Below are 15525 nucleotides of genomic sequence, written 5' to 3'. Positions count from 1 at the left end.
AAAACTATTATAAATCTCATAAAATCGCTGAAAACGACCAAAGAAAGTTTTTAAAAGATAGTGTATTATTCCTATTAAGGAATAAAAATTTTCTTACAATTATTCTATCAAAGATGGAGGTAATATCGTATGAAAAAATTATTAATTACTACTTTACTTGTTTCTTTCGCATTAATTGGGTCCCAAGGTGTTTCTTCTGCTGCACCTACCGGTGGTTATGAGACGCAAGAATTACCATACCAACATTAATAAATAAATTAACAAAGGAAGGTTGATACCATGTCGGCTACTAGTACAAACACTTTTGAGCTTACATGCTTTTGGTTTATCGTTGTTGATCGTGAGCAAAAGGCGCGTAGGCATTACCGTGTTGCCCAGCTTGTAGATTACAAAAATAAAACATATGCAGAAGTTTCAAAATGGTTTGAAACATTGTTCCAAGAGTACAGTGTGGTGAAAGTCGGTAAAGGTACCATACCTTCCAAGTTGAAAAAGTATCCTTATATTAAGTATTAAAATCTTCCTATTTAATAGGGGGATTTTTTATTTTTTGAACATTTGTTCCTCTTTATCAAATTGTACCATTAATCGTCAGAATTGTAACATAAATAAAACATTTTAACGCCATGATAATATGCCATTTTAATTTGGATTTATTTTGAAGTGTACTTGCACATGATGGCCTTTTCCTACATAAGAATTATTACTGGGCTCTTGCCTAAGCATTTCTTATGGAGGTGAAAGTGTGTCAAGCATATTAGCATCGGTAGGATACTTAATCAAAGAACTAGTTTTTCTAGTTTCTTACGTCAAGAACAATGCATTTCCACAACCATTGTCATCAGGTGATGAGGCGAAATACCTAAAGTTGATGGCAGAAGGGAATGAAGAGGCAAGGAATCTACTTATTGAGCATAACCTTAGGCTTGTGGCGCATATTGTCAAAAAGTTTGAAAATACCGGGGAAGATTCAGAGGATCTAATTTCCATCGGGACAATTGGATTGATTAAAGCAATCGAAAGTTTTCACTCCGGAAAAGGGACGAAGCTAGCAACCTATGCTGCTCGGTGTATTGAAAATGAAATATTGATGCATTTAAGGGCGTTAAAGAAAACGAAGAAGGATGTTTCCTTACATGATCCAATCGGTCAAGATAAGGAAGGAAACGAAATCAGTTTGATCGATGTGCTGAAATCAGAATCGGAAGATGTCATTGATACTATACAGCTTAATATGGAATTGGAGAAGATAAAAGTTTATATAGACGTCCTTGATGAAAGGGAACGAGAGGTTATCGTCGGTCGCTTTGGCCTTGATCTTAAAGATGAAAAGACGCAACGTGAAATAGCGAAAGAACTGGGCATTTCCAGAAGTTACGTATCAAGGATCGAAAAGCGAGCCCTCATGAAAATGTTCCACGAATTTTACCGGGCTGAAAAAGAAAAGAAGAAACAATAACATAAAAAACCCCTTGGCTATTAATCCTGCCAAGGGGTTTCGACATGGTGGGCGAAAATCCTGTGGGGGTCTGACCCCCACACAGGATTTTAATATTACTGTAACAAAAAAATCATGAACTTTCCCAAAATTAATTGTGGTTTTCTCCGCGTTTGCCCTGTCTCTTTAGTGGGATGTGCATATGGTAGTAGTGTAGATACCTAGTTGGAGAAAGGGGTTGTTGGTATGTACGGGTACCCTTACGGAGGTTTTGGGTGTTGTCCTCCTCCTTATCCTGGACCATGCGGACCTGGATTTTATGGTGGATGGGTGTATGGCCTTCTAGTGATACTGTTTATCTTGTTGCTTATTGGCGGCGCTTATTATTGCAAAAACCACTTATACAGATAAGCTTATGCTTTCTAGCATGGGCTTTTTTTCTTATCTTTAAATAAAAAAACTTCGCAATACGAAATTTACGCCAGTCAAATAGTTTGGAATTGTAGAAATATTTACACTCTTCGTTTATAATTAATCTATGAAACTAAAAGGGGGAGTTACAACGTGGCAACGAAAACATATAGTGAAACTTGGGATTTAGATGTATTTTTCCAAGGAGGAAGCAATTCAGAAGCTTTTCATACATATTTAACAGAAATTCAATCAGAACTTCTTGCATTTGAGCAACAAATAGAAGTTTTCTCCACCGAAAATCTTGAAGGGATTTTGGTTTCCTATGAGAACGTCGTCAAAAAAGTGGTACAAGCATCTGCTTTCATCGGTTGTCTTCTCGCACAGGATGTTAAGGACAAGGCTGCTTCACAGCTTCAAGGGAAAGTAGCACAACTGCATGCCAAATTACAAGTTCAGCTAGGTGCATTAGATGAAAAGTTGGTTGAAATTGATGAAGCTACATGGGCAAATCTAATCCAAAGAGATGTGTTTCAACCATTAGAATATGTTTTAAATGAAAGAAGACGTAGAGCTGGTGACAAATTACCGGCAGCACAGGAGAAACTGGTAACTTCATTAGCTGTTGATGGTTATCATGCTTGGGGCAAACTATATAACTCTATCGTTGGTACTATCAAAATACCTGTTGAAGAAAACGGAGAAGTGAAGGAGTTATCCGTTGGACAAGCCCATAATCGTTTTTCAAATGGAGACCGAAGTGTTCGCAAGAATATTTCTGATTCGTGGAAAAAAGCGTGGGAAAGCCAAGCTGAAACCATTGCATCTGCTTTAAACCATCTCGCAGGGTTCCGACTGCAAGTATATGAGCAAAGAGGCTGGGATTCTGTACTGAAAGAACCACTCGAGAACAATAGAATGAAGCAAGAAACGTTAGATACTATGTGGCAAGTAATCACGGACCATAAAGGCACGTTGAAAAAGTACCTTGAACGCAAGGCGGAACTATTAGGGCTTGAAAAATTGAACATGTATGATGTGTCCGCTCCTTTATCTTCAGAAGAAACCATTCTTTCTTATCAAGAAGGAGCAGAATTCATAATAGAACAGTTCTCCAAGTTTGGTCCTGAACTGACAGAATTTACAAAGAAATCATTCGAAGACCGCTGGATTGAGGCGGAGGATAGAGCAGGAAAGCGACCAGGTGGATTCTGCACAAGTTTCCCTGTCTCCGGACAATCGAGAATTTTTATGACATACTCTGGAACACTTTCTAATGTCTCCACATTGGCACATGAATTAGGACATGCATTCCATCAACACGCCATGCATGGAGTGCCAACTTTAAATCGTTTCTACGCAAGCAATGTTGCAGAGACAGCTTCTACTTTTGCTGAAATGATTGTGGCCGATGCTGCTGTTAAGTATGCAAAGGATGAGCAGGAAAAGATCTCTCTTTTAGAAGACAAAATACAGCGCAGTGTAGCATTTTACATGAATATTCATGCTCGTTTCTTATTTGAGACTAGATTCTATGAAGAGCGTAAAAACGGATTGGTAAGTGTGGAAAAGTTAAACGATTTAATGGTAGAAGCGCAAAAAGAAGCATATTGCGATGCTTTAGGGGAATACGATCCAACGTTCTGGGCTTCCAAGATGCACTTCTTTATAACGCAAGTACCGTTCTATAACTTCCCTTATACGTTTGGATACTTGTTCTCATTGGGCATCTACTCCCAAGCATTAGAAGAAGGTACGAACTACGAAGAAAAATACATTGCACTATTAAAAGATACAGCTTCTATGACAGTGGAAGACTTAGCAATGAAGCATTTAGGTGTTGATCTGACACAACGAGACTTCTGGGAAAAAGCAGTAAAAAAATCGCTTGAAGATGTGGAAGAGTTTTTACAACTTACAAACAAATAGGTAGATAGTTGAGGCATCCCTGAATATAGGGATGCCTTTTCTGAAGCTCAAATGTTATAATATCACTCATGGAGTTTAAGTAGAAGAACACACACTGCAGATTAACTCATTTATATATAGGATTATTATCTTGGAGGAATGCGATTTGTTGAAAAGTATATACAGACTTGCTATTGAACTGACCAATCATAAGATCTCTTCAATGGCTGTTAAGCGTTTTGCCAGTTCGAAGCTTAGCAAGCGGTTTATCCCTTCGTTTGCGAAGGTATATAATATAAATACAGAAGAAATGCAGGAAAAGATGGATACATTTCCTACCTTGCAACAATTCTTCATTCGAAACTTAAAGCCTCATGTCAGACCGATAGATTCTGGAAAAAGCTCAGTGGTTAGCCCGGTTGATGCGGTAATTGAAAAGAAAGGGCTTATTACAGATTCTCTGCAACTGAGAGCAAAAGGGATCGATTACTCTGTTGGAGAAATGCTTTCAGATCCTGAGTTAGCAACAAAATATATGGGTGGTTCCTATTTGGTCCTTTATTTGAGTCCAAGCCACTATCATAAAATTCATACACCTATTTCTGGGAATGTCAAAAAACAGTGGACACTTGGTGGGAAATCTTACCCTGTTAATCAATTGGGATTAAAGTACGGAAAAGAACCACTAGCAAAAAACTATCGCAGGTTGACAGAAATTGAACACGATGGTAAACACGTTGTCGTTGTAAAAGTTGGCGCTATGTTTGTTAATAGCATCGAGTTGACACATGAAAGCGAGCAGCTCGTAAAAGGGGAAGAAATGGCATACTTCTCATTTGGCTCCACGGTTATTTTATTGTTTGAGAAAGATGGTTTTATGATGGAGGATACATTGAAAGAGAAGGAAGAGGTAAAGGTCGGTCAAAAGATTGGAACTTGGCTAAGCTAGTGAGAGCACTAGCTTTCTTTCTTTTTTCTCCGCTGTTGATTTCCGCAATTGGCTTCGCTTTCCGCGGGGCGACCTTGAGCCTCCTCGGCTTTGCCTGCGGGGTCTCAACATTGCCGCTGCTCTCCCGCTGGAGTCTTCGCCTTTTGCACCAATCAACAGCTAGAAATCTATTCATACAAAAAAGAGCCAGGTTACCGGCTCTTTTAGGAAGTTGCTTTTATTTTGTAGCTTAGGGAACGGCGTTTAATCTCTAACTCGATCAGTAGGATAAAATCTGTACTTAGTTTCAACTCGGTCGCTTTGTGATAGGATTCTAGTAAAAGTTCATCAGAAAGTTTTCTCATCAGATTGGCCTCTGCCCTACACCTCCTATTATTACGTTACTATGTATGGTTGTAAGAATTATGTTTAGATTTAGTTCTTTTCTACACTTATCATGCATATAATTGTAAATTCTGAAGGTTGTACGATTACTCTACCATGTATTTTTTGTTAGAACAACCGTTCTGTTATCCACAGTTAACGGTGGATAACATGTGGGTATTTTGTTTATAATTACCAATAAACGTTATAGGGCACACTGTATAATGTAGATAAGTTTATCCACAGGTGTTGAAATCGACAGGAATTTGTCGAAAAATTTTTATTTTCAATTCTTTTCATTAGAAAACAGAAGCATGAGAACACTAGAAATATCAATAATATGCTTAACACGGAGAAGGAATTTAGGTAAGATGGTAAAGTGTTAATTTGAACGTAAACATCCATTTAAATATGTTCACAACGATAACTATAGAAACAAATTGAGGGTGATTAAATGATCAAGTATTTTCTGCCTGCACAGCACGTAAAAAGTGTATTTGAAATAAAGCCGATGGATTTGAAAGAAAAGGGAATTAAAGGAATCATTACAGACTTAGACAATACGCTTGTAGAATGGGATCGACCGGAAGCGACACCTGCATTGATTGAATGGTTTAAAGAAATGCAAGAGGTAGGCATCTTAGTGACGATTGTTTCCAATAATAAGTTGAAAAGGGTGAAGATGTTTTCTGATCCACTTGGTATCAACTATATCTATGGAGCAAGGAAGCCGATGCGTCGTGCATTCAGAAGAGCTCTGAGAGATATGAAGCTTCAAAAACAAGAAGTGGTCGTAATTGGAGATCAGCTTTTGACAGACGTGCTAGGAGGCAATCGGATTGGCTTACATACCATTCTTGTTGTTCCGGTTGCGCAAACGGACGGTTTCATTACAAAATTTAATCGCCGTGTAGAAAGACGAATTCTTTCGTGGATGAAGCGAAAAGGTATGATTAATTGGGAGGATTAAGGAATATGGAAGAACAAATAGTATGTATCGGGTGCGGAGTGGCCATTCAGACAGAGAACCCAGAAGGATTGGGGTATGCACCTCCTTCCTCTTTAAATAAGGAAGCGGTTATCTGTAAGAGATGCTTTCGCCTGAAACATTACAATGAAATACAGGATGTTTCCTTGACTGATGATGATTTTATCCGGATATTGAACTCCATAGGTCAGACACAAGGTCTTGTGGTGAAGATTGTAGATATTTTTGATTTTGACGGCAGCTGGTTGCCGGGCTTACATCGTTTTGTCGGCAATAACAAAGTATTATTAGTTGGAAACAAGGTGGATTTGCTGCCAAAGTCCGTAAAGCCAAATAAAGTGATCAATTGGATGAAGCAAGCCGCAAAAGAGCTTGGCATGAAACCGGAAGATGTTTTCTTAATCAGTGCGGATAAAGGAACAGGTGTCAAAGAATTGGCTCAGGCCATTGAAGATTACAGAGATGGAAAGGACGTGTATGTGGTTGGCTGTACGAACGTCGGCAAATCGACCTTCATTAACCGCATTATCCGTGAATTCTCTGGCGAGGAAGATGTTATCACAACCTCCCAGTTTCCTGGCACAACACTTGATATGATTGATATTCCATTGGACAACGGAGCTTCGTTGTTTGATACACCGGGAATTATTAATCGTCATCAAATGGCGCATTTTGTTGATAAAAAGGAATTGAAAGTCATCTCTCCTAAGAAAGAAATCAAACCAAAGATTTTTCAATTAAATGAAGCTCAAACGTTATTCTTTGGTGGTTTGGCACGGTTTGATTATGTGAAAGGCGGACGTAACTCCTTTACATGCTACGTATCTAATGACCTTTATATCCATCGTACCAAGCTTGAGAATGCAGATAATGTGTATAAAGAACATTTAGGAGATTTGTTGCAACCACCTGGTAACGACTTTGTAGAATCATTCCCCGAACTTGTTGCGCATGAGTTTACGATAAAAGATGAAAAAACGGATATTGTCTTCTCAGGTCTTGGTTGGGTTACAATCAATGAACCTGGAATTAAAGTGGTGGCTCATGTTCCAAAAGGTGTAGGAGTCATGGTAAGAAAATCGTTGATCTAAAAGGGAGGAAGGCTGATGAAGAGTCTTTACGGAGTAATCGGGTCTCCCATTGCACATTCCATGTCTCCCCTCATCCATAATGACGCGTTTCTTCAAAACGGAATAGACGCGCATTATCATGCCTTTCATGTAGATGCCGGTGAGTTAGAGACGGCGGTTGCCGGTATGCGTGCCCTTGGTGTTAATGGATTCAATGTAACCATTCCCCATAAAGAAGCGATCATTCCACTGTTAGATAGTGTGGATGAGGCAGCTTTGAAAATTGGTGCAGTTAACACGGTGGTAAATAAAAATGGAAAGCTCATCGGTTATAATACCGATGGCAGAGGTTTTGTTGAGGCTTTAAAAGAAGTGGTGGAGCTTAAAGATAAGCATGTACTTATTATCGGTGCCGGTGGGGCTGCTAGGTCTATATTTTACACTTTGGCATTGGAAGAAGGGATACAACTCGATATTTGTAATCGAACCGTATCCAAGTCAGATGATTTAATGAAAGAATTCTCATTGGAACGGATTTCACGAAGTATTACTGTGGAACAAGCCGCAAAAGAGCTGGATAGGTATGATGTGGTAGTTCAAACCACTTCGGTGGGGATGTTCCCTAAAATTGATGACATTCCACTAGCGGTGAACTTTATTAAACTACATGCAGTTTTTAGTGATATAATTTATAATCCTTTAGAAACAAAATTATTAAGGGAAGCAAAAAAACTTGGTGCTATTACGCAAAACGGCATCCATATGTTTGCCTATCAGGCAGCTTTAGCGTTTGAACTTTGGACAGGGAAGTTACCCGATACAGATAGAATGAAAAAATTAGTAAAAGAACATCTAGGAGGAAAAACATGTTAACAGGTAAACAGAAAAGATTTTTACGAGCAGAGGCACATCATCTTGATCCGATCTTTCAAGTAGGAAAAGGCGGAGTGAATGAAAATATGACAAAGCAGATTTCAGAAGCTTTAGAAGTAAGGGAACTGCTGAAAGTCAGTGTGTTGCAAAACTGTGATGAAGACCGTAAAGATGTGGCCGAAGAACTTGTTGCCGGTACGAAAGCTGAACTAGTACAAGTTATCGGGAGTACGATCATTCTTTACAAAGAATCGAAAGAAAACAAACAAATCGTCTTGCCAAGATAATGGGATGGAGGGATTTTCGTGAAGAAAGTGGGCATAATCGGCGGGACCTTTGATCCGCCTCATATCAGTCATCTTCTGATTGCAAATGATGTCAGGCAGAAGCTTGCATTAGATGAGATATGGTTTATGCCGAATCATATCCCTCCTCATAAGCAAAATAAATCGATAACCCCGACGCCCATCAGGGTTGAAATGATTAAAGCTGCTGTTGCGACAAATAGGTGCTTTCGGGTGGAAACCATTGAGCTTCAAAGGGAGGGTCCCTCCTATACATATGATACAATGTTGTTATTAACAAAAAAGTATCCTGAAACTCGCTTCTACTTTATCATAGGGGCAGATATGGTCGAGTTTTTGCCTAAATGGCATAACATAGAAAAATTGCTGGAACTCGTCACATTTGTAGGAGTAAAGCGTCCGGGATATTCTTTCTCATCTCCATTCCCAGTGCTAGAGGTGGAAACACCGGAAATGGACATTAGCTCCACCTTAATAAGGAAGCGAGTGCGTGATGGATGGACTTCTCAATACTTGGTGCCTGATAAGGTAAAAGAAATCATAGAGGAGAAACGCCTATATGAATAGAGAAAAAGCGTTAAGATTGGTTAAAGAGCAATTAACAGAGCGGCGTTATGTTCATACAATTGGTGTCATGGAAACTGCAATCGAACTTGCCGAGCGCTATGATGTTGATAAGGAAAAAGCAGAGCTTGCAGCAATTTTTCATGATTATGCCAAGTTTAGAGGTAAAGAAGAAATGCGCAGAATCATCATCGATCAGAAGATGCCTCAGGATTTATTGCAGTTTCATGATGAGTTATGGCATGCTCCTGTAGGCGCATACCTTGTGGAAAAAGAAGCAGGAATTTCTGATAACGAAGTTCTTGAAGCGATACGATGCCATACTTCGGGTAAGATAAACATGAGTACACTTGACAAAGTTTTGTATGTAGCAGATTATATCGAGCCTGGCCGGGACTTTCCGGGAGTTGAACAAGTTCGAGATTCTGCAAAGAGCTCGCTGGATATCGCGGTTATCCAGGCCATGAAAAATACCATCACATACTTAATAACGCGAAATCAACCAGTCTATCCCGATACGTTTCATGCTTATAACGATATGACTATGAAGGTAAAAGAAAGGAAGTTAACATAAATGTCAAATGAATTATTACAGCTTGCAGCAAAGGCTGCAGATGATAAACGTGCAGAAGAATTGGTAGCTTTGAATATGCAAGGAATTTCACTTGTTTCAGATTATTTCTTGATTTGCCACGGTAACTCAGACAAACAAGTACAGGCAATTGCCCGTGCTATTAAAGAAGCTGCAGAAGAAAGCGGACAACATGTACGCAGAATGGAAGGCTTTGATGAAGCTCGCTGGATTCTTGTGGACCTAGGTGACGTCGTGGCACATGTATTCCATAAAGATGAGCGTGGATATTACAATTTAGAACGTCTTTGGGGAGACGCTCCTCGTGAAGATATACAAATTGAGTTAACGTAATATGGCTTACGGACAATTTGCCCATATATATGACCAATTGATGCAGGATGTTCCTTATGACAAGTGGGTCTCCTTTGTCCAAACGGTTAAACAAAGGTACATGACTGATGACTCTGAACGATTTTCCGTTGTAGATGTTGGTTGTGGTACAGGAGAGCTTGCGATTCGTTTTGCCCAAGAAGGATGGGAAGTATCAGGAGTTGATCTATCAGAAAGTATGTTGGCCATCGCTCATGAAAAAGCTTCGAATTCTGGGCTTTCCATCCCTCTGTTCGAGCAAAATATGGCGGAGTTAGAAGGCTTTGAAGAGGTAGATTGCATCACGATTTTTTGCGACTCATTAAACTACTTAGAGTCAGAGGGTGACGTAAAAAAAACGTTTCAATCAGCTTTCAAACAGTTGAAAAAAGGCGGGCTACTGCTCTTTGATGTTCACTCTCTTTATAAAATGACACAAGTGTTCATGAATAATACCTTTACAAGTGTGGAAGAGGATGTATCTTATATTTGGAACAGTTTTCCTGGAGAGCACCCAAATAGTGTGGAGCATGAACTATCTTTTTTTGTAAAAGAAGAAGAAGCAGACCGCTATTTGCGTTTTGACGAGTTGCATTTCCAACGGACTTTCGATGTGGAAACATACAAAAAGTGGCTAGAAGAAGTAGGATTCACCGTTAGATCAATAACCGGCGATTATTCTACCGAATATATGGCTGAACATGCGGAAAGAGTGTTTTTTGTTGCACAAAAATAGGCGCCTATCAAAGGGCGCCTTTTTTTTTGAAAAACTTACAAAATTTTAAAGGAATTTGTCGAGTGATAGCGAATACCTTAATCAATGAAACTGTTTTTTAACCTCTGTAATGTCCTCATCAAACTTCTCATGCGTCTTCTGAATCACATGATGGAACACATCACCAAGCTCGTTTTCTAACACCTTAATGCCTTCTCCGGTGACACCGCCCTTTACACAAACCTTTTCTTGTAAAGTCTGTAATGTATAAATATCCTTTTCAATCAGCTTACCCATCCCTACAATCATTTGACTTGCCAAATCCGTCGCCTGTTCCTTAGAAATAGCCGTTTCGCTTACTGCTCCGTCAATGAATCTTTGTAGAATGTAGCTGAAAAATGCCGGACCGCAGCTCACTATGTCAGAGGCAACCCTTGTAACATTTTCCTTAATATGAATCGGAGTAGATATTTGCGAACATATGGAAAGTAAATATTCTCTATATTCTTCTTCAACATTATCCCCGAACGTTACTAAAGTGACACCAGCTAATGCACGGTTGGTGATGCTCGGAATTATTCTAGCTACTTGGCAAGTGACCAATGTTTGCAGTTGGCCTACAGATACTGGGCTGGTAATGGAAATAACACATTTATCGCCAGTAAGATTCTTATTTATCTTTGTTAAAAGGGGGTGTATATCCAATGGCTTTACACATAAAAAAATAATATCAGCAGCTCTAACCACCTCTTCGGCGGTCTCCGCAACATGGAGATCTGGGTATTTGCTCTGTATTTTAAACGCCTTCTCTATTGATCGATTAGTAATCGTAATATTCTCAGGAGGTACTGCTTTCGAGTCGACAAATGATTCAACCAAGATTCTCCCCATGTTGCCTGTGCCGATCATTCCAATCTTCATGTTAATTCCCTCCTCCATCCAAAAAAGTTTCTCATACACTATATGTTTTTAAGCTTACTATTATGAATAGAAGGTGAAAGCAATGAAAGAATTATGGTCTGTCCATAAAATTAAAGTATTAGTATCAATCAGTGTATTAGCGCTGATTTCCATACTTGGTTGGTCAAGTCTCAGTAAGAGTGAAGCAGAGTCTTCTATAGAGCAAATAAGTTTTATTGAAGAAGTGCCAGTGGAAGAAAATGAATCAATCAGCTTAGAAGAAGAGAACGAAATGGAGGAAGTTGAGATTGCCAATCAGGAAATTCTAATTGATATGAAAGGTCAAGTCATGGAGCCTGGCGTTTACCGTATGAAAATAGGAGACAGAATCATCGATGCGGTAGAAAAGGCAGGTGGTTTTATGGAGGGAGCAGATACTAATGAGGTTAATTTAGCAGCCTTGTTGGTAGATGAAATGGTCATTATTGTTCCAAAGGAGGGCGAAGTGATAAAGGAAGTGATTCAGCACCCGGTGACCAATGAGAGCGGAGAACCTGGAACCTCTGGCGGTCTGGTCAATATCAATACAGCAACCGAGGAAGAGTTGACAAGCTTAACTGGAATTGGTCCTTCCAAAGCTAAAGCCATTATAGACCACAGGACCGATAATGGTTTGTTTAAAAATATTGAAGATATCATGCAGGTTACCGGAATCGGACAAAAATCTTTTGAAAAGTTAAGAAATGAAATTACTGTTGCCAATTGAATTGACGAAATTCAAGTAGAGCCGATACACTAGAGTTATTGCATATTGTTATAAGAAACTGGAGGCTTGATGGAGGATGACGAGAATATCATGGGATCAATACTTTATGGCACAAAGCCATTTGCTTGCATTGCGCAGTACATGTACAAGACTTGCCGTTGGAGCAACCATCGTACGTGACAAGCGCATCATTGCAGGGGGATATAACGGATCGATAGCAGGTGGCGTGCATTGCATAGATGAAGGCTGTTATGTCATTGACAATCATTGTGTACGAACGATTCACGCTGAAATGAATGCATTGCTTCAATGCTCCAAGTTTGGTGTACCTACAAGTGGAGCCGAAATTTATGTCACTCATTTTCCATGCCTTCACTGCTGTAAGGCCATCATTCAAGCAGGAATCAAAACGGTCTATTACGCGATGGAGTACAAAAATCATCCATATGCTTTGGAAATGTTTGAACAAGCCGATGTGAGAGTGGAGCAAGTGGAGCTGGCTGAGATGGCGGTTAGTTTGAATGACCCGGAGAAATTAGGATTCATTAAAAGTCTAATCGAAAGACTGGAGGATTCCGGTGCGAGTGATGAAGAAATAAAAAGCTGGTACGAGCGTTCCACTGATTTATTCAGCAAAAAAGGATAGCTTGCGATGAAACAAAGGACAGGCTTTTATGCTTATTTAGCTATTGCAAGTTGTTTGGGCATTGCAGTCTCCAGGTCGGATTTCCATTGGGGGCTGCTTCTCCTTGCTCTGTTATTTTTTTATCTTATCTATAGTATTGATGAAAAACCGCGAAGATTGTTTTTTCTAACCATCCTTTTCACTGTGGGTTTTTATAGCTATATGACTTACGTGGACCATCATAATTTCTCCATGCACCTTAAAGGTGAATCTGAATTCCAAGGCACTGTCCATTCCCCACTTATCATTGATGGAAACAAGGCAAGTTTCCAAATGAAAAGCAATCTTAATGAAGTGTTAATGGTAGAATATTATTTGGAACGGGAGGATGAGTCGTTTCAGCTCCATGAACTGGCAGTAGGGGACAAATGTATATGGTCAGGAATATTAAAGCAGCCCCAACCAGCAAGTAACCCTCACGCATTTAACTACAAAAAATATTTATATGAACAAAAAATCCACTGGATCCTTTCTTTGAATGCACTACCGCAAGCCTGCCTCTCCCCACCAAAAACCCCCTTCTTAACATCAATGAAACAAATCAGGCAACAAGGGATAAATCTAATTAGCCACTATATGGATCAGCCGAATGCCGGTTTTATGATTTCATTAATTTTCGGGGACCGCAGCAGTCTTAATGAGAGTCTACTTGATACCTATCAGCAGTTGGGACTAGTCCATCTGTTGGCAATTTCCGGGTTGCATGTTGGAATCATCACGGCAGCAACTTTTTACCTTGGAATCAGGATTGGATTTAGCAGGCAGTGGATGAATCTGTTTTTGCTTTTACTTTTGCCCTTGTATGTCCTGCTTGCAGGCGAAGCACCATCTGTGATGAGAGCGGCAACCATGACAGGGGTGGCGCTTACTCTATTGCTGATGAAAAAGAAGGTTTTATCTATTGATACCATTGGTTTGGCTTGTATCTTTGTTTTGATTTTGAGTCCATATTATCTTTATCATATAGGCTTTCAGCTCTCCTTTTCGGTCAGTCTGTCGTTACTATTAGCATCAGGTAGCCTTCATAAAGTGCAGAATAGCGTTGTTCAATTATTTTTTGTCTCCATCATCGCCCAAGTTGCCTCCTTGCCTTTACTTCTATACCACTTTTACCAGTTCTCTCTGTGGAGTCCATTTTTAAATCTACTATTTGTCCCATTCTATTCCCTTTATGTACTTCCTGTTTCATTTTTGCTGTTTTTTATCCTTTTACTTTCTCCAGATCATGTCTCCCTCTTTGTTCCTTTTTTGTCCTACCCGTTAAAAATTATGAATTCATTTGTAGTTCGAATGGCAGAAGTTCCAATAGGCACATTGGTGTTCGGAAAGCCTTCCATCCTTTTAATGACAGCCTATGGTTTTTCTGTCATCTTCTTTTTTTATAAGTGGGAAGTAAAAAAGCGACGGTCCGCTGTGATTGTTCTTATTCTTTGCATGATTTCTCATTGGAATATCAATTACTTTAATCCTTATGGAAAGGTAGTGGTGTTGGATATTGGTCAAGGGGATGCCATTTTTATTAGCCTGCCGTTTAATAAAGGCAATTATTTGATTGATACTGGCGGTGCGTTTAATTTTCCACAAGAAGAATGGGAAAAGAGGAAGAGGGAATTTCATAGCGGTTCAGATGTATTGGTCCCATTTTTAAAAGCAGAAGGAGTAAGGCGGCTTGATAAATTGATTCTTACGCATGGGGATTCCGATCATACAGGCAATGTGGAAAGTCTTTGGGGAGAAGTAGGAATAGAAGAGGTCATTGTTCCTAAAGGGTTTGGTGAAGGTGAAGTTGAGCAGGAGATAATGAAAGAAGCACAGCGCAGGGGAGTAAGTATTGGAATGGCTGTTTCTAACACAGGTTGGAAGAATGGTGAAGCGAGCTTTTTATATTTGCATCCGTCTAAATTTTATGAGAGTAAAAATGAAGGATCTATTGTGCTTTTTGCCGTGTTGGGTAAAAAAAACTGGCTTTTTACAGGTGATATGGGGGAGGAAGGAGAGCGGGACTTATTACATCACTATCCAAACCTTGATGTGGATGTACTGAAAGTCGGTCACCACGGAAGTAACACCTCTTCAACTGCCAGTTTTCTGAATACTATTCGTCCGGATGTTGCCGTTATCTCGGTAGGAAGGAATAACCGGTTTGGACATCCGCATCAAGACGTACTGGACCGATTAACACAAATGGATGCGAAAGTATATAGGACAGACCTCCATGGTGCAATTCTCTTTGATTTTACACATCGGGGAGGAACGTTTTCCACCATAATCCCATAGGATACAGTATCGAAAATGAAAAAGAGACTGCACCATGTTAGACGCAGTCTCTTTTATAGCGAAGCTTTTGAGTTATCCTCATTCTTTTCACAACTGGCTTTGGAAAAGAATCACGACGGTATGTATCGTTATGCCGTCATTAAGATCCTAGGTACTGAATCAATGTTGCCATTGCAAAGATTGTTGCGAAAAAACCGAAGGATACGATAAAACCGACACCAGAATCAACTGCATCGTTACGTTTACTTTGGACGCTTTTCTCAAATTCGTTCATAAGTATCCCTCCTATCACACATTAGTATAAGCTATACAGCAAAAAAAATCCACCAGACATTTTTGCTTTTCCTCCATTGACAAGAGTTGTCACAAA

The 15525-nt window shown here is 39.6% G+C and carries 18 protein-coding genes; 15 read left to right on the top strand and 3 right to left on the bottom strand.

What is annotated here, in order from left to right; genetic code table 11:
* Positions 1-279 precede the first annotated feature (279 nt).
* From HF078_RS18205 to HF078_RS18190, 4 genes are all read left to right on the top strand, one after another.
* Positions 280-516 (top strand): hypothetical protein, encoded by a 237-nt coding sequence (locus HF078_RS18205; protein ID WP_060665104.1) that lies wholly within the window; start codon positions 280-282, stop codon positions 514-516.
* 229 nt (positions 517-745) lie between these two features.
* Complete coding sequence (sigK, locus tag HF078_RS18200; protein WP_010196129.1) at positions 746-1459, top strand: RNA polymerase sporulation sigma factor SigK; 714 nt, start codon at positions 746-748, stop codon at positions 1457-1459.
* 543 nt (positions 1460-2002) lie between these two features.
* On the top strand, positions 2003-3778 hold the full coding sequence (locus tag HF078_RS18195) for a M3 family oligoendopeptidase (protein ID WP_169292424.1): 1776 nt from the start codon (positions 2003-2005) through the stop codon (positions 3776-3778).
* A 145-nt stretch (positions 3779-3923) separates the two neighbouring features.
* The gene (locus tag HF078_RS18190; RefSeq protein ID WP_169292423.1) at positions 3924-4706 is read left to right on the top strand and encodes a phosphatidylserine decarboxylase; all 783 of its coding nucleotides are present in this window, start codon (positions 3924-3926) and stop codon (positions 4704-4706) included.
* A gap of 203 nt (positions 4707-4909) precedes the next feature.
* On the opposite strand, the gene sda is transcribed toward HF078_RS18190, so the two are convergent.
* Complete coding sequence (gene sda, locus HF078_RS18185) at positions 4910-5050, bottom strand: sporulation histidine kinase inhibitor Sda (protein ID WP_010196138.1); 141 nt, start codon at positions 5048-5050, stop codon at positions 4910-4912.
* 476 nt (positions 5051-5526) lie between these two features.
* On the opposite strand from sda, the gene HF078_RS18180 reads away from it, so the two are divergent.
* The 8 genes from HF078_RS18180 to HF078_RS18145 are packed head-to-tail and all read left to right on the top strand — an operon-like array spanning position 5527 to position 10548.
* A complete protein-coding gene (locus tag HF078_RS18180; RefSeq protein WP_346775376.1) occupies positions 5527-6039 on the top strand; it encodes a YqeG family HAD IIIA-type phosphatase in 513 nt (170 codons plus the stop codon).
* Positions 6040-6044: 5 nt separating this feature from the next.
* Entirely contained in the window at positions 6045-7148 is a 1104-nt protein-coding gene (gene yqeH, locus HF078_RS18175; RefSeq protein ID WP_169292421.1) for a ribosome biogenesis GTPase YqeH, read from the top strand.
* Positions 7149-7163: 15 nt separating this feature from the next.
* A complete protein-coding gene (aroE, locus tag HF078_RS18170) occupies positions 7164-8000 on the top strand; it encodes a shikimate dehydrogenase (RefSeq protein WP_169292420.1) in 837 nt (278 codons plus the stop codon).
* Entirely contained in the window at positions 7994-8287 is a 294-nt protein-coding gene (yhbY, locus tag HF078_RS18165) for a ribosome assembly RNA-binding protein YhbY (RefSeq protein ID WP_169292419.1), read from the top strand. Before aroE ends, yhbY begins: the two co-directional genes overlap by 7 nt.
* Positions 8288-8305: 18 nt before the next feature.
* Positions 8306-8872 carry a nicotinate-nucleotide adenylyltransferase gene (locus tag HF078_RS18160; RefSeq protein WP_169292418.1) on the top strand — a complete coding sequence of 189 codons (567 nt, stop codon included), beginning with the start codon at positions 8306-8308 and terminating at the stop codon, positions 8870-8872.
* Positions 8865-9443 (top strand): bis(5'-nucleosyl)-tetraphosphatase (symmetrical) YqeK, encoded by a 579-nt coding sequence (gene yqeK, locus HF078_RS18155; RefSeq protein WP_169292417.1) that lies wholly within the window; start codon positions 8865-8867, stop codon positions 9441-9443. Before HF078_RS18160 ends, yqeK begins: the two co-directional genes overlap by 8 nt.
* Positions 9444-9794, top strand: a complete 351-nt coding sequence (gene rsfS, locus HF078_RS18150) for a ribosome silencing factor (RefSeq protein WP_169292416.1) — start codon at positions 9444-9446, stop codon at positions 9792-9794.
* Position 9795: 1 nt separating this feature from the next.
* Positions 9796-10548, top strand: coding sequence for a class I SAM-dependent DNA methyltransferase (locus tag HF078_RS18145; RefSeq protein ID WP_169292415.1), 753 nt, complete (start codon positions 9796-9798; stop codon positions 10546-10548).
* Between the two features lie 81 nt (positions 10549-10629).
* On the opposite strand, the gene comER is transcribed toward HF078_RS18145, so the two are convergent.
* Positions 10630-11448, bottom strand: coding sequence for a late competence protein ComER (gene comER, locus HF078_RS18140; protein WP_169292414.1), 819 nt, complete (start codon positions 11446-11448; stop codon positions 10630-10632).
* A gap of 82 nt (positions 11449-11530) precedes the next feature.
* Between comER and HF078_RS18135 the strand changes: the two genes are divergently transcribed.
* From HF078_RS18135 to HF078_RS18125, 3 genes are all read left to right on the top strand, one after another.
* A complete protein-coding gene (locus HF078_RS18135) occupies positions 11531-12193 on the top strand; it encodes a helix-hairpin-helix domain-containing protein (RefSeq protein ID WP_169292413.1) in 663 nt (220 codons plus the stop codon).
* Between the two features lie 76 nt (positions 12194-12269).
* A complete protein-coding gene (locus tag HF078_RS18130; protein WP_169292412.1) occupies positions 12270-12839 on the top strand; it encodes a ComE operon protein 2 in 570 nt (189 codons plus the stop codon).
* Between the two features lie 6 nt (positions 12840-12845).
* The gene (locus HF078_RS18125) at positions 12846-15155 is read left to right on the top strand and encodes a DNA internalization-related competence protein ComEC/Rec2 (RefSeq protein WP_169292411.1); all 2310 of its coding nucleotides are present in this window, start codon (positions 12846-12848) and stop codon (positions 15153-15155) included.
* Between the two features lie 139 nt (positions 15156-15294).
* Here the strand turns inward: HF078_RS18125 and HF078_RS18120 are convergent, their stop codons facing one another.
* Complete coding sequence (locus tag HF078_RS18120; RefSeq protein ID WP_010196171.1) at positions 15295-15429, bottom strand: YqzM family protein; 135 nt, start codon at positions 15427-15429, stop codon at positions 15295-15297.
* Between the last annotated feature and the right edge of the window lie 96 nt (positions 15430-15525).

This window comes from Bacillus sp. RO2, from assembly GCF_012911845.1.
In the GTDB taxonomy this organism is placed as follows: domain Bacteria; phylum Bacillota; class Bacilli; order Bacillales; family Bacillaceae_I; genus Sutcliffiella_A.
Note: the sequence above shows the minus strand (reverse complement) of the source record. Positions and strands in the feature narration are given on the sequence as shown.

Excerpts from the sequence above, each read along its gene's own strand:
- rsfS (WP_169292416.1), top strand. The coding sequence starts at position 9,444 with ATGTCAAATGAATTATTACAGCTTGCAGCAAAGGCTGCAGATGATAAA.
- HF078_RS18135 (WP_169292413.1), top strand. The coding sequence starts at position 11,531 with ATGAAAGAATTATGGTCTGTCCATAAAATTAAAGTATTAGTATCAATC.
- comER (WP_169292414.1), bottom strand. The coding sequence starts at position 11,448 with ATGAAGATTGGAATGATCGGCACAGGCAACATGGGGAGAATCTTGGTT.
- yhbY (WP_169292419.1), top strand. The coding sequence starts at position 7,994 with ATGTTAACAGGTAAACAGAAAAGATTTTTACGAGCAGAGGCACATCAT.
- sda (WP_010196138.1), bottom strand. The coding sequence starts at position 5,050 with ATGAGAAAACTTTCTGATGAACTTTTACTAGAATCCTATCACAAAGCG.
- HF078_RS18205 (WP_060665104.1), top strand. The coding sequence starts at position 280 with ATGTCGGCTACTAGTACAAACACTTTTGAGCTTACATGCTTTTGGTTT.
- HF078_RS18130 (WP_169292412.1), top strand. The coding sequence starts at position 12,270 with ATGACGAGAATATCATGGGATCAATACTTTATGGCACAAAGCCATTTG.
- HF078_RS18125 (WP_169292411.1), top strand. The coding sequence starts at position 12,846 with ATGAAACAAAGGACAGGCTTTTATGCTTATTTAGCTATTGCAAGTTGT.
- HF078_RS18120 (WP_010196171.1), bottom strand. The coding sequence starts at position 15,429 with ATGAACGAATTTGAGAAAAGCGTCCAAAGTAAACGTAACGATGCAGTT.
- yqeK (WP_169292417.1), top strand. The coding sequence starts at position 8,865 with ATGAATAGAGAAAAAGCGTTAAGATTGGTTAAAGAGCAATTAACAGAG.
- HF078_RS18145 (WP_169292415.1), top strand. The coding sequence starts at position 9,796 with ATGGCTTACGGACAATTTGCCCATATATATGACCAATTGATGCAGGAT.
- aroE (WP_169292420.1), top strand. The coding sequence starts at position 7,164 with ATGAAGAGTCTTTACGGAGTAATCGGGTCTCCCATTGCACATTCCATG.
- yqeH (WP_169292421.1), top strand. The coding sequence starts at position 6,045 with ATGGAAGAACAAATAGTATGTATCGGGTGCGGAGTGGCCATTCAGACA.